The following is a 22,006-nucleotide window of genomic DNA, read 5'->3' on the forward strand; positions in this document are numbered from 1 at the left end:
CGCGCCCCGCGCACAGCATGAGGTTCCCATGAACGTGGCCACCACCGACCTGCTCGACTCCGCCACCCGCTCCGCGACCTCGCCGACCCAGGCGGTTCCTGTCTCGGCGGCCCCCGGAATCGAGGCGTGGCACGTCGAATCCCCGGTGGTGCCGCTGATCGCCCTCGCCTTCACCTTCGAGGGCGGCGCGGCGCAGGACCCCGAGGGCAAGGCCGGCGTGGCCCAGATGCTCGCCCGCCTCCTCGACGAAGGGGCCGGCGACCTCTCCTCCGACGCGTTCCAGGAGCGCCTCGCGGCCCGGGCCATCGAGCTCTCCTTCCATGCCGGCTCCGATGCGCTGGGCGGCTCCCTCAAGATGCTGGTCAAGCACGCCGACGAGGCGATCGACCTCCTGGCCCTGGCCCTGGCCAAGCCCCGCCTCGATCCCGACGCCATCGAGCGGGTCCGGGCCCAGACCCTGGCCGGCCTGCGCTATCAGCAGAACGATCCGGGCGTGATGGCCTCGCGCCGCTTCTTCGCCGAGGCCTATGCCGGGCATCCCTATGCCCGTCCGTCCTCCGGCACGCCCGAGAGCATCGCGGCGATCACCCGCGACGATCTCGTGACGATGCATCGCCAGATCATCGGCCGCGGGGCCGTCAAGGTCGCCGCGGTGGGCGCCATCGACGCCGCGCGCCTGGCGGAGAGCCTCGACCGGGCGTTCGGCCGGCTCGAGATGGCCGCCCCTCTCAAGGCGGTGCCCCAGACCCGGATGCAGAACATCGGCGCGCGCCACGTGGTCGATCTCGACGTGCCGCAATCCGTGATCCGCTTCGGCATGAACGGCGTGCCGTGGTGCGATCCCGACTTCATCCCGGCCTATGTCCTGAATCACATCCTGGGCGGCGGCTCCTTCACCTCCCGCCTGTTCCAGGAGGTGCGCGAGAAGCGCGGCCTCGCCTATTCGGTGGGCACGTCCCTCGTCAGCCACCGCGCCGCCTCGATGACCTGGGGCTACACCGCCACCAAGAACGAGCGCGTCGGCGAGGCCCTGTCGGTGATCGGCGAGGAGATCGGCCGCCTCATCACGGACGGCCCTTCGGACGAGGAGCTGCAGAAGGCCAAGGACTACCTGACCGGCTCCTACGCCCTGGGCTTCGACACCTCGACCAAGATCGCGCACCAGCTCGTGCAGATCGCCTTCGAGGGCCTGGGCATGGACTACATCGCCCGTCGCAACGATCTCGTGGCCAACGTGACCCAGGCCGACATCCGCCGCGCCGGGGCCCGTACCTTCGCGGACGGGAAGATGCTGGTGGTCGCCGCCGGCCGTCCCACGGACTTCTGACGGATCACGAACGTTCGGGGGCGTCCGGGTTTCCGGGGGCCGTGGACGAACCGCCGCGCCCGGCCGCGGTCGCTCGGGACTGTACGCGGGCACGGCGGTTGCTAGTTTCCGCCAAGGCGGCGACGATGCTTCACCGCTGGTTTTCAAGCTCGGGACAGTCCGGATGACATCACGCCTCGCCTCCCTGCCGGCCCGCCTCGCCCTTGTGACGGCGATGGGCCTCGCCGCGACGCCGGCCCTGGCCCATCCCGGCCACGAGCCCGTCGCCGGCTTGATGCAGGGCTTCCTCCATCCCCTCAGCGGCCTCGACCACGTCCTCGCCATGGTGGCGGTGGGTCTGATCGCGGCCCGCATCGGCGGACGCGCCCGCGTCCTCGTCCCCCTGTCCTTTCTCGGCATGATGGCTGTCGGCGGCGCCCTCGGGGTCGCCGGCATCGGGCTGCCCTTCGTCGAGATCGGGATCGCCCTCTCGGTGGTGGTGCTCGGCGCCGCCCTGGCCCTGCGCCCGGCCCTGCCGCTCGCCGCCGCCATGGCCCTCGTGGGCGCCTTCGCGGTGTTCCATGGCCATGCCCACGGCGCCGAGATGCCGGAGACCGGCTCGGGCCTCGCCTACGGTCTCGGCTTCCTCGGGGCGACCGCCCTCTTGCACGCGGTGGGCCTCGGTCTCGGCCTCTCGGCCGGACGGCTCGTGCAGAGTCTCACCGCCCTGCGGGTGACCGGTGCGGCCCTCGCGGTTGCGGGCCTCGGCCTTCTCGCCGGCGCCGTCTGAGCGCCCCCTCCGACGTCGTCGAACGGCCCCCTCCCGGGGGCCGTTTCGTTTTCGGGTAGGTCGCCCCATCCGACAGGTCAGCCCGCCGCTCAGGGATCCGCCGATGCAACTCACCGGAATCCACCATCTCACCGCCATCACCGCGCAGGCGGCCGACAATCTGGCCTTCTACACACGGGTCCTCGGCCTCCGATTGGTGAAGAAGACGGTGAACCAGGACGACGTCTCGGCCTATCACCTGTTCTATGCCGACGGCCGCGCCTCGCCCGGCACCGACATCACGTTCTTCGACTGGCCGGCGCCGCCGGAGCGACGCGGCACCGACAGCATCAGCCGCACCGGCCTGCGCGTCTCCGGCGCAGACGCGATCGGGTGGTGGCGCGAGCATCTCGCCCGGCAGGGCGTGAACCACGCCGTGCCGGTGGAGCGCGACGGGCGCCTGACCCTCGATTTCGAGGATGGCGAGGGCCAGCGCCTGATGCTGGTGGATGACGGCGGCGTCGGCGAGGCCCATCCCTGGGCGCGGAGTCCCGTGCCAGGCGAGCACCAGATTCGCGGCCTCGGGCCGATCCGGCTCAGCGTGGCGCAGATCGAGCGGACCGAGGCCGTGCTCACCGAGATCCTCGGCCTGAATCACGACCGGAACTATGAGCTTCCCGAGGGCGAGGTCCGCGTCTATCGCATGGGCGCGGGTGGCCCCGCCGCCGAACTCCATCTCGTGGCCGAGCCGAACCTCCCCTCTGCGCGTCAGGGCGCCGGGGCCGTCCACCACGTCGCCTTCCGCATCCCGGACACCGACTACGCCGCCTGGGCCGACCGGCTCAAGCAGCGCCGCATGCCCTCCAGCGGCCCGGTGGACCGCTACTATTTCCGCAGCCTGTACTTCCGCGAACCCAACGGAATCCTGTTCGAGATCGCCACCGACGGGCCGGGCTTCGCCACCGACGAGCCCATGGAGACCCTGGGCGAGCGCCTCGCCCTGCCGCCCTTCCTCGAACCCCGCCGCGTCGAGATCGAGGCCGGCCTGAAGCCGCTCTGACGCGCCGCGGCAGAATTAAGAACGATTCCAAGCCACTGTGCCGACGTGCGACTGCGTAAGCGCGCCGCCTTGACGGGCCTACCGCAGGTGCGAGAAGACGCCACGCAAAGCTTCGAGATTCGAGCGAAATTCGAGACGGACCGTCGATGAGCAAGTTCAACGAGGAGCGTGTGCTGAGCGTCCACCACTGGACCGACACGCTGTTCTCCTTCCGCACCACCCGCGATCCCGCTTTCCGCTTTCGCAACGGCGAGTTCGTGATGATGGGCCTCGAGGTCGAGGGCCGGCCGCTCCTGCGCGCCTACAGCGTCGTCTCGGCCAATTACGAGGAGGAGCTGGAATTCTTCTCGATCAAGGTCCCGAACGGCCCGCTCACCTCGAAGCTGCAGCACCTCAAGGTCGGCGACCCGATCATTGTCGGCAAGAAGCCCACCGGCACCCTGGTGCTCGACAATTTGATGCCGGGCAAGAACCTCTACCTCCTCGGCACCGGCACGGGCCTTGCGCCCTTCATGTCGATCATCAAGGACCCGGAGACCTACGAGCGTTTCGAGAAGGTCGTCCTCGTCCATGGCTGCCGGCAGGTGCAGGAGCTCGCCTACGGCGAGACCATCACCCAGGACCTGCCGAACCACGAGTTCCTCGGCGAGGTGATCAGCGCCGGGCTGATCTACTACCCGACCGTGACCCGCGAGCCTTTCCGCAACCGCGGCCGCATCACCGACCTGATGACCTCGGGCAAGCTGTTCGAGGATATCGGCCTGCCGCCGATGTCGGTGGAGAACGACCGCTTCATGCTCTGCGGCTCGCCCGACATGATCCGGGACACTCGCCAGCTGCTGACCGATGGCGGCTATGAGGAGGGCAACCACGGCGAGGCCGGGCACTACGTCATCGAGAAGGCCTTCGTCGAGAAGTGAGCGGCACGCGCGCCGTCTTCATCGCCGGCGCCGGGACAGAGATCGGCAAGACCTACGTCACCGCCGCCCTGACGCGGCGGCTGCGCGCCCTGGGCCGCGACGTGCGGACCCTCAAGCCCCTGGCGAGCGGGGTCCCGCCCCTCGATGCCGCGGACTTCGCGCAGAGCGACACCGGTCGGCTTCTCGCGGCGCAGGGCCTGGCCGTGACGCCGGAGACGGTCGCCGCCTGCTCGCCCTGGCGCTTCGTCGCCCCCCTGAGCCCCGATCTCGCCGCCGCCCGCGAGGGCCGGACCCTGGCCCTCGACGACCTCGTCGGCTGGTGCCGGGCCGCGATCGCCGCGACGCCGCCCGGCGGCACCCTGCTGATCGAGGGGGTCGGCGGCGTCATGAGCCCGGTGACGGGGGAGGCGACCGGCCTCGACTGGCTCACGGCGCTCCGCCTGCCGGCGCTCCTCGTCTCCGGCTCCTATCTCGGGGCGATCAGCCATGCCCTTACGGCGGCCGAGACCCTGCACGCGCACGGCGTCCCCCTGATCGGGATCGTCGTCTGCGCCAGCCCGGACGCGCCGACTCCGCCCGAGGTCGTGGCGGCGGCGATCGCCCGGCACCAGGCCGTCCCGGTGATCGTCATCGCCCGCGACGGGGACTGCCCGGTCGACCTCGCCGATCTGGTGCGCCCGGTCTCCGCCGCCTGAACGCCCGTCCCGCGCACCGGGGGCGCCTCACAGCACCCGAAGCGCGAGCGCGCCGGCCGGGCAGAGCCGCAGCACGTGCGGGCGCTCCAGCAGCACGTCCCAGATCCGCGCCTCCGCGTAGCGCAGCAGCACCGCGCCCCCGGGGCCCGGCCCGTGGAAGCACTGTTCCAGGGCGAGGACCAGGGTGGGGCGGGGCGGATGGGGGCGCAGGGTGGTGTCGACCGCGAGGGTGAGCGCGTCGGCGGCCGAGCCCGGGAAGGCGTCGAAGCTCTGGACCAAGCCGTCGATCTCGCTTCCGTCGAGGGTCAGCACGAGGCAGAGCCGGGGCAGGAAGCTGGGGCAGGCCGAGACCGGCACGTCACGCCGCAGGGTCAGGGCGAAGCGGGGCGAGGCTTGGGCCGGATAGGTCCAGCGATGGGCCTCGCGGACCCCCTGGAAGGGCACCCATTCCTCCGGCTGCGAGGCGGACGGGGCGGTGACGCGGCCCTCCGCCCGCCCGTCCTGGCGGTAATGTACCAGGGGGTTGACCCCGGCCATCCCGACATCGGGGTAGCGGGCCACGTACATCAGGGTGCTGAAGGCGGGATTCGGGTCGAGGCCGGCCTTCGCCCCCGCCCGCAGGTAGTGCCGCACCGGGTCGAGGCGCGTCGGGCCGCTCTGGCGCTTGTAGAAAGCGGTGTCGAAATCGGCGCTGGGATCGCGGTCCTGAGCGGCGCCGCGCCAGACGTAGTGCAGGAACGGGTCGATGCCGGAGCGGGCCACGTCCGGGTTGGTCGCCCGGTAATAGGCCGCATCGAACAGGCGGGGCACGCGGCCGAGGATCACCCGGCGGATCAGGGGCGTGGCGAGGCGGACGGCGTGGAACGTCGGGCTGCGTGTCATGGGAAGGTCGACGCCTCGCACACCTGGCGCAGGACGGCGCGGTAGGCCGCGGGGTCCTCGTCGCGTCCGACCTGGGCGAGGCCGGCGCGCTGCACCTGCGTCCACGCCGCCGCGTCCGCGTGGAGATGCGCCAGCGTCTCGGCGAAGCCCCGGGGATCGTGCCAGTCGTGGACCCGGTATCCGGTGCCGTCGGGCCAGCCCATCTGCCCGGCCAGGACGGGGGTGACGACGCTCGGCAGGCCGCGCGCTACGGTCTCCAGCACCTTGTGCGGAAGGCCGGCGGCGAAGCGCGTCGGCGCGAGGGCGACGCGGGCGGCATCCAGGGCGGGGCCGATCTCGTCGAGGCGGCCGAGCACGGTGACGCCGGGCCGGGTCAGCCGCTCGGCGATGGAGGGCGCGACCGCACCGATGATGGTGACGTGGGCGTCCGGCAGGAGCGCCCGCAGGAAGTCCCAGGCCTGCCCGAAGAACCAGTCGAGCGAATCGATGTTCGGCTCCCCCTCGCGGGCGAGGGACCCGATGAAGACGAAACCCCGGCGGGCGGCGAATCCGGGCGGGTTCGGATGGGGCGCCTGGACGTGGCCGAGGACCACCGGATCGGCGACCCCGGCCCGGCGCAGCAGGCGCGCGTCGGCCGGGGAGACGCAGACCACCCGGTCGGCCGCCGCGATCGTCCGGAGCTCCAGGGCGGTCGCCCGGGCAAGGGACGGCCCCGGCGACGGCCGGCCTTTGAGGGCGTCGACGACGAACTCGCGCAGGGCGTAGAGGGATTCGGAATCGAACACCACGCGGGCGCGGCCCACATCCCGCGGGCTCAGGCCCAGATCCGCCAGGACCTCGCACACCATGCGGATGTGCGGCGGCCGGCTGACCCAGAGCACGTCGTAGGCACCGGCCCGCTCGGTGACGAGGCGGCGGAAGCCCTCCCGCCCGCAGGGCTCGATGACTTCGATCCGGTCCGAGAGATCCCGGTAGGTCGTCGCCGGCTCCTCGCGCTCGCCGTAGACCGAGCACACCGTCACGGCGTAGCCGAGATCCGCCATCGCGTTGACGATGGTGTTGGCCCGCGGCAGCCCGGCCCCGAGATCCTGATGGGGGGCGCGGTCGTCGACGTAGAGGACGCGCAGGGCGAAGGGCGCGTCGTCGCGGGGCCCGAAGCCCGTGCGCCGCGGCCCCTGCCCGAAGAGCCAGGCACCGTGCCGCTCGCGGAAGCGGACCCGGTTGCGGTCGAGGAGCGCCTCGACGTCGGCGCGCCGGACGCTGGTGCCGCTCTCCACGTGGATCGCGATCGCACGCGGCTGGTAGACGACCCGCCGTCCCGCCTGCTGGCAGCGGGCGCAGAGGTCGGTGTCCTCGAAATAGGCCGGCGCGAACAGGTCGTCGAAGCCGCCGAGCTCGGTGAACAGCTGGGCCTCGATCATCAGCAGGGCCCCGGAGACGTAGCCCGCGTCGCGGACGTAGGAGGCCTCCGGCGCGAAGGGATCGAGGCCGCCGCGGCCGGCCGGATGGGTGAGCTGCGGGTCGTCCTGGAAGCCGGCCCCGGCCTCCTGCAGGATGCCCCCGGGGAAGACCAGCCGCCCGCCGACGATGCCGACGTCGTCGGCCTCCGCGAAGGTGCGGACCAGGGCCGCCAGGGCGCCGGGCATCAGGTCGATGTCGGGATTCAGGAACAGCACGTAGCGGCCGCGGGCCTCGGCGGCCCCCTGGTTGCAGGCGGGGCCGAAGCCGGCGTTCTCCGGATTGAGCAGGATCCGGGCGGCGTCGACCCGGTCGAAGAGCGTCCGGGTCTCGGCATCGGAGGCGTTGTCGACCAGGATCACCTCGAAGGCGGGGCCGGCGAAGGCCTGGTGCCCGGCGAGCTTCGCCAGGGTCCAGGCCAGCAGGTGCCGGGCCCCGCGCGAGACGATCACGACCGAGATCACGGGCGCGGCTTCCGGCCGGAACGCGATGCGGATGTCGTTGAGAAACAACGCATTCCAGATCAGGGCGGCCTCGACCAGGGCCGCCTTTCGGCCCGCCGGAGCGTCGAGGATGTCGGGGGCCGCCATCATGGAAGGGGCTCCGGGCTCGGGACGGGGTCGGGCAGGACCGTGATGCGGCCGATGAGGTCGTCGTGCAGGAACAGGATCGTGGAGGCCTCCGGGCCTGCGCCGAGCCCCGCGAAGGTCACGGCCGCCGGCGCGCCCGGGAGGTCCGCGCGGGCGCTGGTATACGCGCTGATATACGCGCTGGAATACATCGGAATCCCGCTGGTATTCAGAGGGGTGACACGTCCGAGCGTGATCTCGCGCGTCGGCGTGCCGATCCGGAAGGCGGCGTGGGGATGCGTGCCGAATGCGAGGTGACGCGGCAGCGTCAGGGCCAGGGTCGTCCCGTCTCCGGCGGTGCCGACGCGGACCGCCTGGGCTTCCCAGTCCGCCGCGACATCCGCCAGCTGCGCCGCGAGGTCCGCCCGGAGGAGAGGGGGCAGGCGCCGGTCGCGGACCCATTCCGGCGAGAGGGCAAGCCGGAGCCCGGCCAAACCGGCGTCCGGTGATCCGGCCTCGTCCTGTCCGCGCTCGGTCTTGCCCTCCTCCGCCCTGGCGAACCAGCGCCGGCGGGCGGGGGTGTAGGGATCGGCGCCGGGCGGGGCGACGCGCTCGGTGGCGACCAGGAGGCCGCGTTCGGGATCGTCGCGCAGGTCGGACCGCAGGGAGGTCTCGCGGGTGAGGCGTCCGCCCTCGAGGAACGTGACCACCCGATCGGAATCGTTCGCGGTGGTGGAGGCGACAGACGCGGCAGCCTCAGATGGTTTCTCATCGGAAACAGAGAGCATTGCCAGCAAAGCGGTTTCGGCACGCTCGGCGCGGGCGTTATAGCCGGCAAAGAGATCCGCGCAGGCGCGGGTGAGGGCGGCGAGGCCGGCCGCGTCGTCGGCCAGCGCGAGCACCTCGGCCTGCACTGCTTCGGCGGTCGGCAGGCGGTGGGCCGGCGCCACAGGATCGAAGCCCTCGAAGCCGAGAGCGGTGCCGATGACGGGCTTGCCGAAGGACAGGGCCTCGGCGACCTTCATCTTCAGGCCGCTGCCCATGAGGATCGGCGCCACCACGAGGTCGACGCCGTCGTAGAAGTCCTCCAGCTCCGGCAGGTAGCCGGCGAGCCGCACGCCGGGCCCTGCGGTCGGGCCGAGGCTGTTGCTGATCTCGCCCGCGATGACGAGTTCGGGACGGGCCGGGGTCCAGTCCTCGCTCCAGGCCGCGGCGAAGCGCCGGATCGAGACCAGGTTCGGATCGTTGCCGTGGCCGAGGAAGCCGATCCGCTTGACCCGGGCCGGGGCCGCGAAGGGCCGGCGGGCGGCAAAGCGCGGCGGCAGCAGGTGAACCCGGCGATCGGTGATCGTTCGGAAATAGGCCGCTTCCTCGGACTGGATCGCCAGCACGATGTCGGCCCGGGCGAGGCCCGCCGCCTCGCCCGCCTGGTCGGTGTAGAAGAAGTTCGGCTCGGCCCGGAACGGACGGTATTGCCGCTGCCGGTCGGCGAAGCGGTCGTGGGTGTCGATGAGCTTGAGCACGCCCGGCGCCGCCGCCTCCAGCGCCCGCGACAGGAACACGTAGTTCATCAGGATCGCACGGGTCTCAGGGTAGGCCCGTCCGTACCAGGCGACGAAGGCGCCGACCGCCTCGGGGCACCAGTCGTCGATGGCGAAGCACCGCGACCGGGTGGTGAGCGGGATGGTCGCCGGCGGCTCGATCCGGAAGATGTGCCGGAAGAGGCCCGCCGCCGCGGCCTCGTCGGTGGGCGGGTGCTGCCCGAAGCGGCGATAGATCTGGTCCTCGTGGGCGTAATAGGCGAGGTCGACCGCGTAGCCGCCGCGCTGCAGGGCGGCGCAGGTGGTGAGCAGCCGGCGCCGGTTGCCGGCGCTGGTCGGAAACGCCGGCATCGGCGCCACCACGAGGATCGCGGGGCCGCTCATCGTCCGGCCTCGCGGCGGAGGCGGGCGGGCGTGACGGTGCCGGGGCCGAGGAGGAACGCGGTCTCGACGGTCGCCCCGCGGGGGTTGCCCCAGGCCGGCGCCAGGGTGAGGTCGATCGCGGGGGCCGGGCCGAAGCGGAGCTCGGCCGTCGCCACCCGGGCACAGCTCCAGGTGCTGCCGGCCCGCAGCAGCAGGTAGTTCGGCACCGTGGAGCCCGAGAGCGTGGCCCGGCGCGCATCGTCGCCCGCGAGGGCGAGGCGGGGCGCCGTCTCGGGCATCGGACCCTCCGCGACGGCGGGGGCCAGCAGCGGAAACAGCGTCGCCAGGGCATCGAGGGTGTCCGGCATCACGGCCGCCAGCACCGCCTCCCCGAGGGCGGCGCGCTCGGGCCGGGCCAGCTCCGCCACGGGCCGGGGTTTCGGACAGGCGATCGCCGCATCGCGAAAATGCGTCTCCAGGGTCAGGGTGCCGCCCTCCGTCAGGGCCGCCTGCCCGTCATGCAGGACGAGGAGCCCGGCGGGATCGGGCTCGGGGCCGCCGAAGCCGGTGAAGGCCCAGGTGAGCAGGCCGAGGCCGGCCGGCGCCAGGACCGCGAGGGGGATCGGCAGGTCGGTGGCGACCGGGTAGCGGCAGACGAGCACGCCCTGGCCCGCCGCGAACAGGCGACCCGCGCTGGGACTGGGAGGGGCAGGGGGGGCGGTCATGCGGCCTGGGGATTCGAGCGGAGCGTGCGTCCGCGGATTTCGAACGGTCGACGGTCACCCGATCCTCCCCGCCCGGCCGGGGCTCGCCGGCCGGCCAGGGGCGTGGGCTGCGCGGGTCCCCACGCCGGTCGGGAGAGGGACAGGGGGAGGTGGGTGCGCAGTCCGGAAAGGGCACACACCTCACCCCAACCCGCTCCTTCCCGGCGAGGGAGCCGCCTCGCGTCTCGCCCCGGTCGTCGATGGCTCGGCGTCACGCGCGTCCCCACGAGGATCGACCCGAGCTCCGGGGTGCGAGGCCGCGCGCCACGGGCGACGACGGGGCCGCTCAGCCGGCCCGCTGCCCGCCGAAGGCCGCCAGGATGCGGGCCCAGGAGCGGGTGCCCTTGTGGAAGCTGGTCAGGTCGTACTTCTCGTTGGGCGAGTGGATGCGGTCGTCGTCGAGGCCGAAGCCGATCAGCAGCGTGTTGCGGTCGAGGAGGCGCTTGAAGTCGCCCACGATCGGGATCGAGCCGCCGGCGCCGATGGTCACGGCGGGCACGCCCCATTCCTCGGCCAGGGCCGCGCGGGCGGTCTCGAGTTCGGGCATGTCGAAGGGCAGGCTGATGGCGCGGCTGCCCTTGTAGCAGATCACCTCCACCGAGCAGTCGGCCGGGATGCGTTCGCGCACGAAGGCCTCGAAGGTGCGGGCGAGCTGCTCCGGGTCCTGGTCGTCGACGAGGCGGAACGAGACCTTGGCGCTGGCCTGGCCGGCGATCACCGTCTTGGTGCCCTCGCCGGTATAGCCGCCGATGATGCCGTTGACGTCGCAGGCCGGGCGGGACTGGACCAGTTCGATCAGCATGCGGCCGCGCTCGCCGGCCGGCTCCGACAGGCCGATGGGCCCGAGGAACGTGTCCGCCGTGAAGTCGAGGCCGCGCCACTGGTCGAGCACCGCCTGCGGCGTCTCGCGCACGCCCTCGTAGAAGCCCGGCAGCGCCACCTTTCCGTCGGCGTCGTGCAGGTCGGCGATGATCCTGGACAGGACGTGGATCGGGTTGCGCGCGGCGCCGCCGAAGAAGCCCGAATGCAGGTCGCGGTCGGCGCAGGTCACCTTGACCTCGAAATAGGCCAGCCCGCGCAGGGAGGTGGTGATGGCCGGGGTGGTCGGATTCCACATGCTGGTGTCGCAGACGAGCACGATGTCGGCGCCGAGCTTGTCGCGGTTGGCCGCGACCCATTCGGGCAACCCTTGAGAGCCGTTCTCCTCGGCGCCCTCGACCAGGATGGTGACGCCGCAGGGGAGCTCGCCCGCCATCGCCAGATGGGCCCGGCAGGCCTCCACGAAGGTCATCACCTGGCCCTTGTCGTCCGAGGCGCCGCGCCCGACGATCGTCCGCTTCCCGGCGGCGTCGGTGGCGAGGCGCGGCTCGAAGGGGGGCGTCTCCCAGAGGGTCAGGGGGTCCACCGGCTGCACGTCGTAATGCCCGTAGAACAGCACGTGCGGGAAGCCGGGCTTCGGCTTATGGGCCAGCACCACCGGGTGCAGGGCGGTCTCGTGGATGCCGGTCTCGAAGCCCAGGGCCGTCAGGGTGCCGGCGAGCCAGGTCGCGGCCTCGCGGCACTGGGGGGCGAAGGCCGGATCGGTGGAGATCGAGGGGATGCGCAGGAAGGCGAAGAGCCGTTCCAGGGCGCTGTCGAGGTCGCGGTCGATGTCGTTGAGAACGGGGGCGAGCGCGATCATCGGGCGTCCTTGAGCGAAGGCGGGCGGCGGCTCCCGGGTTAGCCCATGGCGGCTGGGCCAAGCAACCTCGACCGAGCAACCTCGACCAAGCGACGGCGCCGGCCATCGGACAGCAGACGTCTCCGGCTGAAACCGACCGGCGCAGTGGTGCTCTCGTCAAACGTGAACCCGGCGCAAGGATCCCCGGCGGGAACACCAGCTTTTTGGAACTGTTATCGAGTGGACCGGGACGGGGCGGATGTTTTTTCCCCGCCGCCGCCCCTGCGAGTTTCCTCGAACACCAGCGGCGTCGCGCCTTACGCGCCGCGCAAGCCACGGATACCGCCATGCTCATCGAAAGCGGCTCCTCCCATGCTGCGAACACCATCGGCATCACCCTGACGATCAACGGCGAGAGCCGGACGCTTCAGGTCGCCCCCTGGACCACCCTCCTCGACCTCCTGCGCGAGGACCTCGACCTCACCGGCACCAAGAAGGGCTGCGACCACGGCCAGTGCGGCGCCTGCACGGTGCTGGTGAACGGCACGCGCATCAATTCCTGCCTGACGCTGGCGGTGATGAAGGACGGGGCCAGCATCACCACGGTCGAGGGCCTGGCCGGCGCCGAGGGCCTGCACCCGCTCCAGGTGGCCTTCGTCGAGCACGATGCCTTCCAGTGCGGCTACTGCACGCCCGGCCAGCTCTGCTCGGCCGTGGGCATGCTCTCCGAGGGGCACGCCCAGTCGCGGGACGAGATCCGGGAGGCGATGAGCGGCAACATCTGCCGCTGCGGCGCCTACACCAACATCGTCGACGCCATCGAGGACGTGATGCACGCGGGAGCCGCGAAATGAACCGCTTCGATTACGTCCGCCCGACCACCGTCGACGAGGCGGTGCGCGCCATCGCCTCCGGCGCCCAGGCCCGCTTCATCGCCGGCGGAACCAACCTCGTCGACCTGATGAAGTACAATGTCGAGCGGCCCGAGCGCCTCGTCGACATCACCCGGCTGCCCCTCGACCGGATCGAGGAGCGCGACGGCGGCCTCAGCCTCGGCGCCCTGGTGACGAACGCGACCGTGGCCTACGACGACCGGGTCAAGGCGCGCTATCCGCTGCTGTCGAGCGCGATCCTGGCCGGCGCCTCGGGTCAGCTGCGCAACGCCGCCACCACCGGCGGCAACCTCCTGCAGCGCACCCGCTGCTATTATTTCTACGACGACGCCACGCCCTGCAACAAGCGCGAGCCCGGCACCGGCTGCGCCGCCATCGGCGGGGTCAACCGCATCCACGCCATCTTCGGGACGAGCCCGTCCTGCATCGCCACCCACCCCTCCGACATGTGCGTGGCCCTCGCCGCCCTGGAGGCCAAGGTCCGGGTCGCCGGCCCGGGGGGCGAGCGCACGATCCCCTTCGCCGACTTCCACCGCCTGCCGGGCGACACGCCCGAGCGGGACACCACCCTCGCGGTCGACGAGATCGTGCTCTCGGTCGACCTGCCCGACGAGGAATTCGGGGCCCACCACACCTACCTGAAGCTGCGCGACCGCCTCTCCTACGCCTTCGCCCTCGTCTCGGTGGCGGCGGTGATCAAGCTCGACGGCGACACCATCCAGACCGCGCGCTTCGCCCTGGGCGGCGTCGCGCACAAGCCCTGGCGTGACGCGCAGGCGGAAGCCTTCCTGGTCGGCAAGCCGGCCACCCACGAGACCTTCGCCGCCGCCGCCAATATCGTGGTCGCCGCGGCGCACCCCCAATCCGAGAACGGCTTCAAGATCGAACTCGCGCGGCGCGCCCTCATCCGCGGCCTGTCCCAGGCCGCCGCCGGCACGCCCCAGTCTCAGTCCGACAAGCGCATCGCCTGAAGGAACCCCTATGGCCCACAGCATCAGCACCTCCGGCACCGACACCTATGTCGGCACCGCGCAGAGCCGCGTCGACGGCCCGGCCAAGGTCACCGGCCAGGCGAAATACGCCGGCGAGTTCGCCGCGCCCGACCTGACCCACGGCTACGTGGTGTCGAGCGGCATCGCCCGCGGCCGGATCCTGTCCATCGACACGGCGGCCGCCGAGGCGGTGCCGGGGGTCCTCAAGGTCTTCACCCACGAGAACCGGCCGCGCACCGCCTGGCTCGACTACAATTACCAGGATCAGGTCGCGCCTCCCGGCTCGCCCTTCCGGCCGCTCTACGACGACAAGGTCCATTACAGCGGCCAGCCCGTGGCCCTGGTGGTGGCGGAGGATTTCGGCACGGCGCGCTACGCCGCCTCGCTGGTGAAGCTCGCCTACGAGGCCGATGCGCCGACCACCGACCTGCGGACCCTGGAGGACGCGGCCTACGTGCCGCCCAAGAAGCGCTCCGGCATCAAGCCGCCGCCGGCGCCCTGGGGCGATGCGGACGGCGCCTACAAGGCCGCCCCGGTCCAACTCACCAACCACTACCACATGGCCGTGGAGCACCATAACCCGATGGAGCCCCACGCCTCGACCGTGGTCTGGGAGGGCGACGGCAAGCTCACGGTCTACGACAAGATCCAGGGCGTCTCGAACAGCCTGGGCTACATCACCGGCGTGTTCGGGATGAAGAAGGACGACGTCCACGTCCTCAATCCCTATCTCGGCGGCGGCTTCGGCTCGGGCCTGCGCCCGCAATACCAGCTCTTCCTCGCCGTCATGGCGGCGCGGGAGCTGGAGCGCTCGGTGCGGGTGACCCTGACCCGCGACCAGATGTTCACCTTCGGCTACCGGCCCGACGTGCGCCAGACCATCGCCCTCGGGGCCGAGGCCGACGGCGCGCTGACCTCTCTCCGGCACGAGGCGATCTCCGGCACCTCCGGCTTCGAGGATTACCAGGAGGTCGTCGTGAACTGGTCGGGCATCCTCTACGACTGCCCGAACGTCGCCCTCGACTACCGGCTCGCCAAGATCGACACCTACACCCCCTCCGACATGCGGGCGCCCGGCGCCGTGACGGGCGTGTTCGCCCTCGAGATCGCGATGGACGAGCTCGCCCACGAGACGGGGCAGGACCCGATCGACCTGCGCCTGCGGAACTACGCCGAGAAGGACCGCACCCAGGACAAGCCGTTCAGCTCGAAATCCCTGCGGGCCGCCTACGCGGAGGGAGCCGAGCGTTTCGGCTGGTCGGCCCGCAACCCCGAGCCGCGCTCCATGAAGGACGGGCGCGAGCTCGTCGGCTGGGGCATGGCCACCGGCATCTGGGAGTCGATGATGCAGCAGTCGAGCGCCCAGGCCACGCTGACGGCCGACGGCAAGCTCGTGGTCGGCAACCAGACTGGCGACATCGGCACGGGCACCTACACGATCCTGACCCAGATCGCCGCCGATGCGCTGGGTTTGCGGATGACGGACGTGACGACGAAGCTCGGCGACTCGAAGCTCGCCGACGCGCCGATCGCCGGTGGCTCCTGGACGGCGGCCTCCTCCGGCACGGCGGTGATGAAGGCCTGTCGCGAGATCGCCGCCCAGGTCTTCACCCTGGCCCGCGGCCTCGACGATTCGCCCCTGGCCAACGTCGACTTCGATCGCGCGGTGTTCAAGGACGGGCGCATCTCGGTGGCGGGCGATCCGTCCCGCAGCATCGCCCTCACGGAGGTGATGGCGAAGGCGGGGATGGACCAGATCGAGGCCACCGGCTCGGCCGGCCCGGATTCCAACCATTCCCAGGAATTTGCCGGCTACACGCACTCGGCCATCTTCGCCGAGGTGAAGGTCGACGAGGATCTCGGCGTGGTGCGCGTCACCCGGATCGTCTCGGCGATCGCGGCGGGCAAGATCCTGAACACCAAGACTGCCCGCAGCCAGATCCTCGGCGGCGTGGTCATGGGCATCGGTTCGGCGCTGGAGGAGGAATCCATGCTCGACCACACCATCGGCCGGTTCATGAACCACAACCTCGGCGAGTACCACGTGCCGGTGCATGCCGACATCCACGAGATCGACGTGATCTTCGTGGACGAGGAGGACAAGGCCAACCCGATGGGCGTGAAGGGCCTGGGCGAGATCGGCATCGTCGGCACGGCGGCGGCGGTGGCCAACGCGGTGTTCCACGCCACCGGCAAGCGCATCCGCGAGCTGCCGATCACCATCGACAAGATCATCGGCTGATCCTGCACCGCGGGTCCTGACGTCTTGAGAGCCGCGCACCCCGGGTGCGCGGCTCTTTTCTCAGCGCGTGGCGCGGCCGAACAGGCGCTCGGCGAAGGTCGGGCCGGCATCGCCGCGTCCCGCGACCACGACGAGGCGGCGGACCTCGCCGCGCAGGAAGGCCTGGAGGAAGCGGTTGTAGTCCCTGAACGAGACGCAGCCGTTCGAGGCGCCGCTGGGGCCCAGCATGTAGGTGTGGGCCAGGATGCCGTCGCGGCCGTGGATCGCCGCGCTGCCGCCCACCGGGTTGAGGCGGATCGCCCGCACGCCGTGGAACAGCGCCTCGCGCTCGGTGAGGTCGTAGGTGCCCGGCGGGGTCGAGCCGCGCATCCGGCGGTGGACATGGCGCGGGTTGTCCATGCTCTCGCCGAGGCCGGAATGGGCCTCGAGCCGCTCGCCGCTCGGCAGGGTCACGGTGCGGGCGGTGATGTCGTAGATGGCCGTGCCGGCGCCGACCACCGGGCTGCTCTCGATCCCCCGGCGCGGACCGGGATCGACGCTCGGGTCCACCGCCGCGTAGGCCAGGGTGGTCCGCGGCGCCGCCTCGGGCTCCGGCGCGGAGCGCGTCCCGAACACCGTGTCGAAGAACGAGCGCTCGGCCGCGGCCTCGGCGCTGGCACGGGCGACCTGGGTCCGGCGGGTGGCCAGCGCGCGCAGGGCGGGGGCCGAGCGGAGCGCCAGGCGGGCCGGCTCGGCCTGGGCCACGAGGCCGGCCGGGCGGGGCACCGGCAGCGGGATGGTCTGGGGCAGCGCCTGCGCGGTCCGGGCCGGGCTGGCGGCCGGGGCGGGCGCGGGGCGCGGCGCCGCCATCGCCAGCGTCGTCCGGGCCGCACCCGCGGGGGGCACCAGGGCGGCGCTGAGCGGGGCCGCCTGGGCCAGACCCCGGGCTGCGGGGCCGAGGGCCGGCGTCGGATCGAGCATCCAGGCAGAGGCGCTCGGCGCCGATGCGGTCGCCAGCACCGGCCGTCCCGGACCGGCCGGGACGGGCGCGTCCGGCGCGGTCAGGTGCGGGAAGGCGGCGCAGAGGAGCGCCACGGCGGAGGTCCGCAGGAGCATCGGCCCGTGGGGCCGGCGACGACGGCGGAGGCGGCGGCCGGACGGGTACACAGCGTCGTTCATGCGGGCGAACTCGGATACGCAGTTCCCGAACTGGCACAGCCTCATCTCTGCAGACCTCAAGAAAAGGTTAAGCGAAGAGGAGGGTCGTGAACGGTGCCTGTTAGGAAAACATCAACCTTAACTGGCCCTATTCAGCCGCAACTTGGTTAATCGTAGATAAACCGCGACGCATTGTGTGGAGAAATCTTCCGCCTCGCTGTTCGACACCCTGCCGGGAGCCTCCGTCCCCGCTCTTCGGCGAGCGGGCATGCGATGGGCCGGCCCGACCCCGCGACGAAATCCGGTCCGGACCCTGTGGACCTCGGGGGCAAGCCGGGCCGGGACAGCGAACCACGCGAATTTTCTGCGTATCCTCCGCGTGGGGCCGGGCCGGCGGCCGGCTGCAGGGGGATCGTACCCGCCATGGGGTTTCTCATCGTCTTTCTCGGGGCCGGCCTCGGCGGCATGGCCCGCCACGGCGTCGGGCTGGCCGCCCTGCGCTTCGGCACGGCTTTTCCCTACGGCACGATGGGCATCAACATCCTGGGCTCGATCCTGATGGGGGTGCTGGCGGGCTGGTACGCCATGCGCAGCGGCAGCCAGCCGATGCGGCTGTTCCTCGCCACCGGCGTCCTCGGGGGCTTCACCACCTTCTCGTCCTATGCCCTCGAAGGCATCCTCCTGTTGGAGCGCGGCGAGATGGCGGCGGCCATCATCTACATCCTGGGCTCGGTGGTCCTCGGGCTCGCCGGCCTGCTCCTCGGCCTGATGGTCATGCGGATGATCCTGTGAGACCGGCCGGGCCGTCGCGATGCTAAGCGCGCTGCTGCTCTCCTGGCGGTTCTGGGCCCTGCTCTCGGCCGTCTTCGCCGCGCTGACCGCCATCCTGGCGAAGGTCGGCGTCACCGGCGTCCCTCCCGACGTGGCGACCTTCGTGCGGACCGTGGTGATCCTCGCCCTCACCGGCGCGATCCTGTTCGCCACCGGGCAGGTGCCGGGCCTCGCGGCGATCCCGGGCCGCAGCGTCGGCTTCCTCGTGGCCTCGGGCCTCGCCACGGGCGCCTCCTGGCTCTGCTACTTCCGCGCCCTCGCCCTCGGGGATGCGGCGCGGGTGGCGCCCCTCGACAAGCTCAGCGTCGTGCTCGTCGCGATCCTCGGGGTGATTCTCCTCGGCGAGAGCCTCACCCTGCCGAACTGGATCGGCGTCGTCCTGATCGCGGCCGGGGCCATTCTGGTGGCCTACCGGGGCTGAGAACCGCCCGGCCCCGCGCTGTCGCAGGATCAAGCCCCGGCCAGGACGCTGCTTTTCCCGACGTATGGAATTCTTCCAAATCGAAGACAGTAGATCCTCCGCCGATCGCAAGATTCAACCTATTCCAATGTTTCGAGAATTGCTTGCCAAGCGGAGACTCAGCTTTCAAACCTCTCTCCAGAACGCGGATCGCGAGAGGAGAGCGGAATCATGGAACGCACGCTGGACTGGCTGCGCGGCACCGTGCGGATCGCCTGGTGGGACGGCTCGGCCCTCGACCTGCGGCTGCATCGCTTCGCCGACCTCATCGACGCCCTGGCGGGCGCTCCGGAAACGGATCCCGCCCTGGTGCCGGCCCACTGGCGGGAACGCCTGTCCGACCGGACCTCGGGAGCCCGGGCATGAGCGGGCAGGACGAGCGGATGGACGCCCCACCGCACCCCGCGCCGGCCTGCGCCGAGCCCGCGTCGCCCGAGGCCCATCTCGACGAGGCCCTGCGCCGCGCCTTCTGGCAGAGCCTGAACCGGGCGCCCCTGCCGGCCCTGTCGGCGCTGGAGGTGGCGGCCCGCGTCGTCGGTGCCCTCTATCGGCAGGTGGCCCAGGCCCATGAGGGGCCGCAGGGCTGCCGCTGCGGCTGGGAACCGGATCCCGATTGCGACCTCATCGTGCTGGAGGCCAACCTCGCGGCGGCCCTGATGCAGCCGCCCGAGCCCGATCTCGCCCGCATGATCCCCCTCGGGCGCGCCTGATACGGGCTCCGCTCGATCAACGTGGAGCCCGTATCCGGCAAGCCCTCGCGGCGTTTGAGCGAAGTCCAAATCCGCCATCCGGAAGGAATCAACCGGCCAGCCCTCAGGTCCAGGATCCGGTATGAGCCGGGATGGTTACGATTCCCTCATACTCCCGGGCCGACCATGGTGGTGCGAGCCCGATCTCGGCCTCGCGTCGGCGCACCGGGAGTGTGAGATGGACGGGTTCTATCGCGGCATCGAGACGAGCCTCCTGGCCTTCAGTCTCGTCCTCGGGCTCGGTGCCCTGGTCCTCTCGCACCGTGCCCTGCCGCGCCCGACCGTGGCCCAGCTCGCGGTCAGCCTGCCGATGATCTCGGTCTCGGCGCTGCCCTGAGCATTCATCCGGGCCGTACACCGAATCCCGCTCAAGGATTCATGATCGGCCGGTCCTCGCGACTGCAACCCTTCCGGCCCCTCGCGACTTAACAGTTCAAGAGGCAACGCACGCCGTTGCACGATCCTGACACGTTGAGGGCACATCCCCCGAGGGATGTGCGAGCGAGACTTTTCGATGGTAGCGAATCGACTGCGCGTATCCGCCATCGCGGGTACTCTTGTCTTGGCCGGGACATTCCTGACGGGTGCCGGTTTCTCGGGCGCTTTCGTCTCCGGCGCCCTTGCGGCTCCGGTCGCCGACCAGGGTCCGGGCAAGGCCTCCGTGGTTGCACCCACCGTCACCCCCGTCGCGGCCGTGACCGAATCGGAAGACGAGTCGGTCAATTGCAGCCGCTCGCGCAAGCGCCTCTGGGTCGAGGGCGAGGGCTGGATCGTTCGTCGCGTCACCACCTGCCGCTAGCGCGAGACCGGGAGCGCCGCGGCGAACCCGACCCTGCCGCGAGGCAGGGTTTTTTCGTATCGTGAGCCTTGTCGCCTGCCTGCCGAGGCTGCTCCGTCCCGCTCGGGGGCCCGCCTAAGCACTCTTCGACGCTGAAGGCCGCCGAGATTTCGGGAACGACGGAGGCGTCCGCCGGTTCTCGTTCGAATCGGCTAGCGTGGGAGTCCGGCGTCGCATGACCACTCGTTCGAAGATCCTGCCGCGCAGGGGAATCTCCCTCGGCATGGCCGGCCTCGCCGGTGCTCTGGTGCTCTCCGGCCTTGCCGGCACGGCGCAGGGCCAGGACCTTGCCTACGGCAGCTATCCCTATGCCGGCTACGAGAACGGCTATGGCGGGCCGCTGATCCATGGCGACTATGTCGGTGCGCCGCTCACCCGTTTCCCCCGCCCGAGCGAACTCGTGCCCAGCGCCTGGGGCTACGGGACCTACGGCATCCCCACGGTGGCGGGGATCCGCAGTGCCTCGGTCGGCACGCCGACGGTCTACGTCATCGAGGGGCAGCCCTCCGCTTCCCGCGTCGCAGCCCCCGGCCGCTCCCGGGTTCTGACGCGCGGCCGACAGGGGCGCTGGTCGGACGCTGCCGGGCCCACGCGAGCCCGGGGCCGCGGCGGCCCGTTCCAGGCTGCCGCCCCGGTTGCCGAGACGAGCGGAGGGGCCCGCGTCATTCCCGTCCGGGTTTCCCCGGCCCAGATCACGCAGCGTTAGGGCGCAGCGCCGGAACAAGACTCCGCGCCGACTTTCGCAAGCGGTTAATCTGTTCGTGCCACCTTCCGGTCAAGAACCGTGAAGGTGGTCAGGCCGCGCCATGCATATCGTCCTCGTCGACACCAGTCGGGTCGTCCTCAAGATGATCGCGGCGCTGCTCGAGCCCAACGGTCACACCGTTTCGGCCTTCACCGATTCCGCCGAGGCCCTCAACTTCGTGGAGAATACCGGCTCGGTCCGGGTGCTGATTACCAGCCTCGAGGTCCGGCCGCTGGGCGGCCTCGAACTGTGCTGGTCCGCCCGCCTGCTTGCCGAGGCCAATCGCCCCCTCTACGTCATCACCATGTCCTCGGCCCGGAACGCCCGGAACCTGGCCGAGGCCCTCGATAGCGGCGCCGACGACTTCATCGAGAAGCCGCCGGGACCGGAGGAGCTGCATGCCCGCCTGCGGGCCGCCGAGCGCCTCACCACGATGCAGAGCGAACTGATCCGCCTCGCCGACACGGACTCGCTGACGGGCCTGCTCAACCGGCGCGCCTTCCTGCAGAAATCGCGGGATGCCGCGGAGCGCGTGGGTGATCACGGCAGGATGTCGGCCATTCTCCTCGACATCGACCACTTCAAGGGCATCAACGACGAGTACGGCCATGACGTCGGCGATGCGGCGATCCAGGCCGTGTGCCGGGAACTCGCCCTCGATGGCATCGTCGGCCGACTCGGCGGCGAGGAGTTCGGCATCATCCTGCCCCACCGCTCCGGCACGGAGGCCGAGGGTGTGGCGACCCGCCTGCGCCGCTCGATGGAGGCCCTGCGCATCCGCGGCGGCCGGGTCCCGATCCGCCTCACCTGCAGCTTCGGCGTCAGCGAGTGGTCGGAGGGCGACACCATCGAGGGTCTGCTCAAGCGGGCCGACATCGCCCTCTACGAGGCCAAGACGACGGGACGCAACCGCGTCGTGAGCGCTGCCTCCGACCTCGTGCTGGCCCGCGCCGGCTGAGCCGGAACCTGTCTCGAATCGAGGGGGAACCCGGCAGCTCCCCTGTGCCGTTGCGAAACGCCCGCATTCCCGACCCGGTCGCGCGATGCGGTCGTTTACCAAAGTACCGCCGGATTTCCCGTGGGTTTTGGTCAATGTTCGGGGGATTGCACCAGAATCCAGATCGAGCCTTGG

General features: G+C 71.3%; 22 protein-coding genes. 16 read left to right on the forward strand and 6 right to left on the reverse strand.

The features are described 5' to 3' along the window. Positions 1 to 28 precede the first annotated feature (28 nt). The 5 genes from AC6EUL_RS15455 (at position 29) to bioD (ending at position 4,750) form a co-directional block, all read left to right on the forward strand. Positions 29 to 1,327 (forward strand): M16 family metallopeptidase, encoded by a 1,299-nt coding sequence (locus AC6EUL_RS15455; RefSeq protein WP_499871117.1) that lies wholly within the window; start codon positions 29 to 31, stop codon positions 1,325 to 1,327. Between the two features lie 163 nt (positions 1,328 to 1,490). Further along, a complete protein-coding gene (locus AC6EUL_RS15460) occupies positions 1,491 to 2,096 on the forward strand; it encodes a HupE/UreJ family protein (protein ID WP_499871119.1) in 606 nt (201 codons plus the stop codon). Positions 2,097 to 2,199: 103 nt separating this feature from the next. Continuing rightward, complete coding sequence (locus tag AC6EUL_RS15465; protein ID WP_056381758.1) at positions 2,200 to 3,135, forward strand: ring-cleaving dioxygenase; 936 nt, start codon at positions 2,200 to 2,202, stop codon at positions 3,133 to 3,135. A 146-nt stretch (positions 3,136 to 3,281) separates the two neighbouring features. Further along, the gene (locus AC6EUL_RS15470; protein WP_056176712.1) at positions 3,282 to 4,055 is read left to right on the forward strand and encodes a ferredoxin--NADP reductase; all 774 of its coding nucleotides are present in this window, start codon (positions 3,282 to 3,284) and stop codon (positions 4,053 to 4,055) included. Continuing rightward, entirely contained in the window at positions 4,052 to 4,750 is a 699-nt protein-coding gene (bioD, locus tag AC6EUL_RS15475; protein WP_056218295.1) for a dethiobiotin synthase, read from the forward strand. The genes AC6EUL_RS15470 and bioD overlap by 4 nt, the downstream gene beginning before the upstream one ends. 27 nt (positions 4,751 to 4,777) lie before the next feature. Here bioD and AC6EUL_RS15480 read toward each other — a convergent pair whose 3' ends face one another. From AC6EUL_RS15480 to AC6EUL_RS15500, 5 genes are all read right to left on the reverse strand, one after another. Then, positions 4,778 to 5,632, reverse strand: coding sequence for a hypothetical protein (locus AC6EUL_RS15480; protein ID WP_499871123.1), 855 nt, complete (start codon positions 5,630 to 5,632; stop codon positions 4,778 to 4,780). Then, the gene (locus AC6EUL_RS15485; RefSeq protein ID WP_499871125.1) at positions 5,629 to 7,683 is read right to left on the reverse strand and encodes a glycosyltransferase; all 2,055 of its coding nucleotides are present in this window, start codon (positions 7,681 to 7,683) and stop codon (positions 5,629 to 5,631) included. Before AC6EUL_RS15485 ends, AC6EUL_RS15480 begins: the two co-directional genes overlap by 4 nt. Next, positions 7,680 to 9,584: a glycosyltransferase gene (locus AC6EUL_RS15490; RefSeq protein ID WP_499871127.1), complete on the reverse strand. Its 1,905-nt coding sequence runs from the start codon at positions 9,582 to 9,584 to the stop codon at positions 7,680 to 7,682. Before AC6EUL_RS15490 ends, AC6EUL_RS15485 begins: the two co-directional genes overlap by 4 nt. Then, positions 9,581 to 10,288: a hypothetical protein gene (locus tag AC6EUL_RS15495; RefSeq protein WP_499871129.1), complete on the reverse strand. Its 708-nt coding sequence runs from the start codon at positions 10,286 to 10,288 to the stop codon at positions 9,581 to 9,583. The genes AC6EUL_RS15490 and AC6EUL_RS15495 overlap by 4 nt, the downstream gene beginning before the upstream one ends. Before the next feature lie 325 nt (positions 10,289 to 10,613). Then, positions 10,614 to 12,008: a M20/M25/M40 family metallo-hydrolase gene (locus tag AC6EUL_RS15500; protein WP_056276526.1), complete on the reverse strand. Its 1,395-nt coding sequence runs from the start codon at positions 12,006 to 12,008 to the stop codon at positions 10,614 to 10,616. Positions 12,009 to 12,334: 326 nt separating this feature from the next. Here AC6EUL_RS15500 and AC6EUL_RS15505 point away from each other — a divergent pair, with 326 nt between their 5' ends. The 3 genes from AC6EUL_RS15505 to AC6EUL_RS15515 are packed head-to-tail and all read left to right on the forward strand — an operon-like array spanning position 12,335 to position 16,114. Continuing rightward, positions 12,335 to 12,841 (forward strand): (2Fe-2S)-binding protein, encoded by a 507-nt coding sequence (locus AC6EUL_RS15505; RefSeq protein WP_499871131.1) that lies wholly within the window; start codon positions 12,335 to 12,337, stop codon positions 12,839 to 12,841. Continuing rightward, the gene (locus AC6EUL_RS15510) at positions 12,838 to 13,851 is read left to right on the forward strand and encodes an FAD binding domain-containing protein (RefSeq protein WP_056218278.1); all 1,014 of its coding nucleotides are present in this window, start codon (positions 12,838 to 12,840) and stop codon (positions 13,849 to 13,851) included. The genes AC6EUL_RS15505 and AC6EUL_RS15510 overlap by 4 nt, the downstream gene beginning before the upstream one ends. Before the next feature lie 10 nt (positions 13,852 to 13,861). Then, positions 13,862 to 16,114, forward strand: a complete 2,253-nt coding sequence (locus AC6EUL_RS15515; protein WP_056351719.1) for a xanthine dehydrogenase family protein molybdopterin-binding subunit — start codon at positions 13,862 to 13,864, stop codon at positions 16,112 to 16,114. A gap of 60 nt (positions 16,115 to 16,174) precedes the next feature. On the opposite strand, the gene AC6EUL_RS15520 is transcribed toward AC6EUL_RS15515, so the two are convergent. Next, a complete protein-coding gene (locus AC6EUL_RS15520; protein ID WP_499871134.1) occupies positions 16,175 to 17,272 on the reverse strand; it encodes a DUF2778 domain-containing protein in 1,098 nt (365 codons plus the stop codon). A 402-nt stretch (positions 17,273 to 17,674) separates the two neighbouring features. On the opposite strand from AC6EUL_RS15520, the gene crcB reads away from it, so the two are divergent. The 8 genes from crcB to AC6EUL_RS15560 all read left to right on the forward strand — a co-directional run bounded on the left by crcB (position 17,675) and on the right by AC6EUL_RS15560 (position 21,832). After that, a complete protein-coding gene (gene crcB / locus AC6EUL_RS15525) occupies positions 17,675 to 18,043 on the forward strand; it encodes a fluoride efflux transporter CrcB (protein WP_056218272.1) in 369 nt (122 codons plus the stop codon). Between the two features lie 19 nt (positions 18,044 to 18,062). Then, positions 18,063 to 18,503: an EamA family transporter gene (locus tag AC6EUL_RS15530; RefSeq protein ID WP_499871136.1), complete on the forward strand. Its 441-nt coding sequence runs from the start codon at positions 18,063 to 18,065 to the stop codon at positions 18,501 to 18,503. A gap of 210 nt (positions 18,504 to 18,713) precedes the next feature. Then, positions 18,714 to 18,908, forward strand: coding sequence for a hypothetical protein (locus AC6EUL_RS15535; RefSeq protein ID WP_056218269.1), 195 nt, complete (start codon positions 18,714 to 18,716; stop codon positions 18,906 to 18,908). After that, complete coding sequence (locus AC6EUL_RS15540) at positions 18,905 to 19,252, forward strand: hypothetical protein (protein ID WP_082514032.1); 348 nt, start codon at positions 18,905 to 18,907, stop codon at positions 19,250 to 19,252. The genes AC6EUL_RS15535 and AC6EUL_RS15540 overlap by 4 nt, the downstream gene beginning before the upstream one ends. Before the next feature lie 217 nt (positions 19,253 to 19,469). After that, positions 19,470 to 19,628 carry a hypothetical protein gene (locus AC6EUL_RS15545; RefSeq protein WP_200917574.1) on the forward strand — a complete coding sequence of 53 codons (159 nt, stop codon included), beginning with the start codon at positions 19,470 to 19,472 and terminating at the stop codon, positions 19,626 to 19,628. Positions 19,629 to 19,805: 177 nt separating this feature from the next. Beyond that, on the forward strand, positions 19,806 to 20,090 hold the full coding sequence (locus tag AC6EUL_RS15550) for a hypothetical protein (RefSeq protein ID WP_244472726.1): 285 nt from the start codon (positions 19,806 to 19,808) through the stop codon (positions 20,088 to 20,090). A gap of 214 nt (positions 20,091 to 20,304) precedes the next feature. Beyond that, a complete protein-coding gene (locus AC6EUL_RS15555) occupies positions 20,305 to 20,835 on the forward strand; it encodes a hypothetical protein (RefSeq protein ID WP_499871140.1) in 531 nt (176 codons plus the stop codon). A gap of 100 nt (positions 20,836 to 20,935) precedes the next feature. Further along, entirely contained in the window at positions 20,936 to 21,832 is an 897-nt protein-coding gene (locus AC6EUL_RS15560; protein WP_056276536.1) for a GGDEF domain-containing response regulator, read from the forward strand. Positions 21,833 to 22,006 lie beyond the last annotated feature (174 nt).

Source organism: Methylobacterium sp. 001424705 (assembly GCF_059816145.1).

Coding starts and splice junctions, on each gene's coding strand:
- AC6EUL_RS15470 (WP_056176712.1), top strand. CDS start 3,282: ATGAGCAAGTTCAACGAGGAGCGTGTGCTGAGCGTCCACCACTGGACC.
- AC6EUL_RS15490 (WP_499871127.1), bottom strand. CDS start 9,584: ATGAGCGGCCCCGCGATCCTCGTGGTGGCGCCGATGCCGGCGTTTCCG.
- AC6EUL_RS15535 (WP_056218269.1), top strand. CDS start 18,714: ATGGAACGCACGCTGGACTGGCTGCGCGGCACCGTGCGGATCGCCTGG.
- AC6EUL_RS15530 (WP_499871136.1), top strand. CDS start 18,063: ATGCTAAGCGCGCTGCTGCTCTCCTGGCGGTTCTGGGCCCTGCTCTCG.
- AC6EUL_RS15500 (WP_056276526.1), bottom strand. CDS start 12,008: ATGATCGCGCTCGCCCCCGTTCTCAACGACATCGACCGCGACCTCGAC.
- AC6EUL_RS15520 (WP_499871134.1), bottom strand. CDS start 17,272: ATGAACGACGCTGTGTACCCGTCCGGCCGCCGCCTCCGCCGTCGTCGC.
- AC6EUL_RS15480 (WP_499871123.1), bottom strand. CDS start 5,632: ATGACACGCAGCCCGACGTTCCACGCCGTCCGCCTCGCCACGCCCCTG.
- AC6EUL_RS15545 (WP_200917574.1), top strand. CDS start 19,470: ATGGACGGGTTCTATCGCGGCATCGAGACGAGCCTCCTGGCCTTCAGT.
- AC6EUL_RS15540 (WP_082514032.1), top strand. CDS start 18,905: ATGAGCGGGCAGGACGAGCGGATGGACGCCCCACCGCACCCCGCGCCG.
- AC6EUL_RS15460 (WP_499871119.1), top strand. CDS start 1,491: ATGACATCACGCCTCGCCTCCCTGCCGGCCCGCCTCGCCCTTGTGACG.
- AC6EUL_RS15515 (WP_056351719.1), top strand. CDS start 13,862: ATGGCCCACAGCATCAGCACCTCCGGCACCGACACCTATGTCGGCACC.
- AC6EUL_RS15485 (WP_499871125.1), bottom strand. CDS start 7,683: ATGATGGCGGCCCCCGACATCCTCGACGCTCCGGCGGGCCGAAAGGCG.
- AC6EUL_RS15505 (WP_499871131.1), top strand. CDS start 12,335: ATGCTCATCGAAAGCGGCTCCTCCCATGCTGCGAACACCATCGGCATC.
- AC6EUL_RS15495 (WP_499871129.1), bottom strand. CDS start 10,288: ATGACCGCCCCCCCTGCCCCTCCCAGTCCCAGCGCGGGTCGCCTGTTC.
- AC6EUL_RS15510 (WP_056218278.1), top strand. CDS start 12,838: ATGAACCGCTTCGATTACGTCCGCCCGACCACCGTCGACGAGGCGGTG.
- AC6EUL_RS15550 (WP_244472726.1), top strand. CDS start 19,806: ATGGTAGCGAATCGACTGCGCGTATCCGCCATCGCGGGTACTCTTGTC.
- AC6EUL_RS15555 (WP_499871140.1), top strand. CDS start 20,305: ATGACCACTCGTTCGAAGATCCTGCCGCGCAGGGGAATCTCCCTCGGC.
- AC6EUL_RS15560 (WP_056276536.1), top strand. CDS start 20,936: ATGCATATCGTCCTCGTCGACACCAGTCGGGTCGTCCTCAAGATGATC.
- AC6EUL_RS15465 (WP_056381758.1), top strand. CDS start 2,200: ATGCAACTCACCGGAATCCACCATCTCACCGCCATCACCGCGCAGGCG.
- AC6EUL_RS15455 (WP_499871117.1), top strand. CDS start 29: ATGAACGTGGCCACCACCGACCTGCTCGACTCCGCCACCCGCTCCGCG.
- crcB (WP_056218272.1), top strand. CDS start 17,675: ATGGGGTTTCTCATCGTCTTTCTCGGGGCCGGCCTCGGCGGCATGGCC.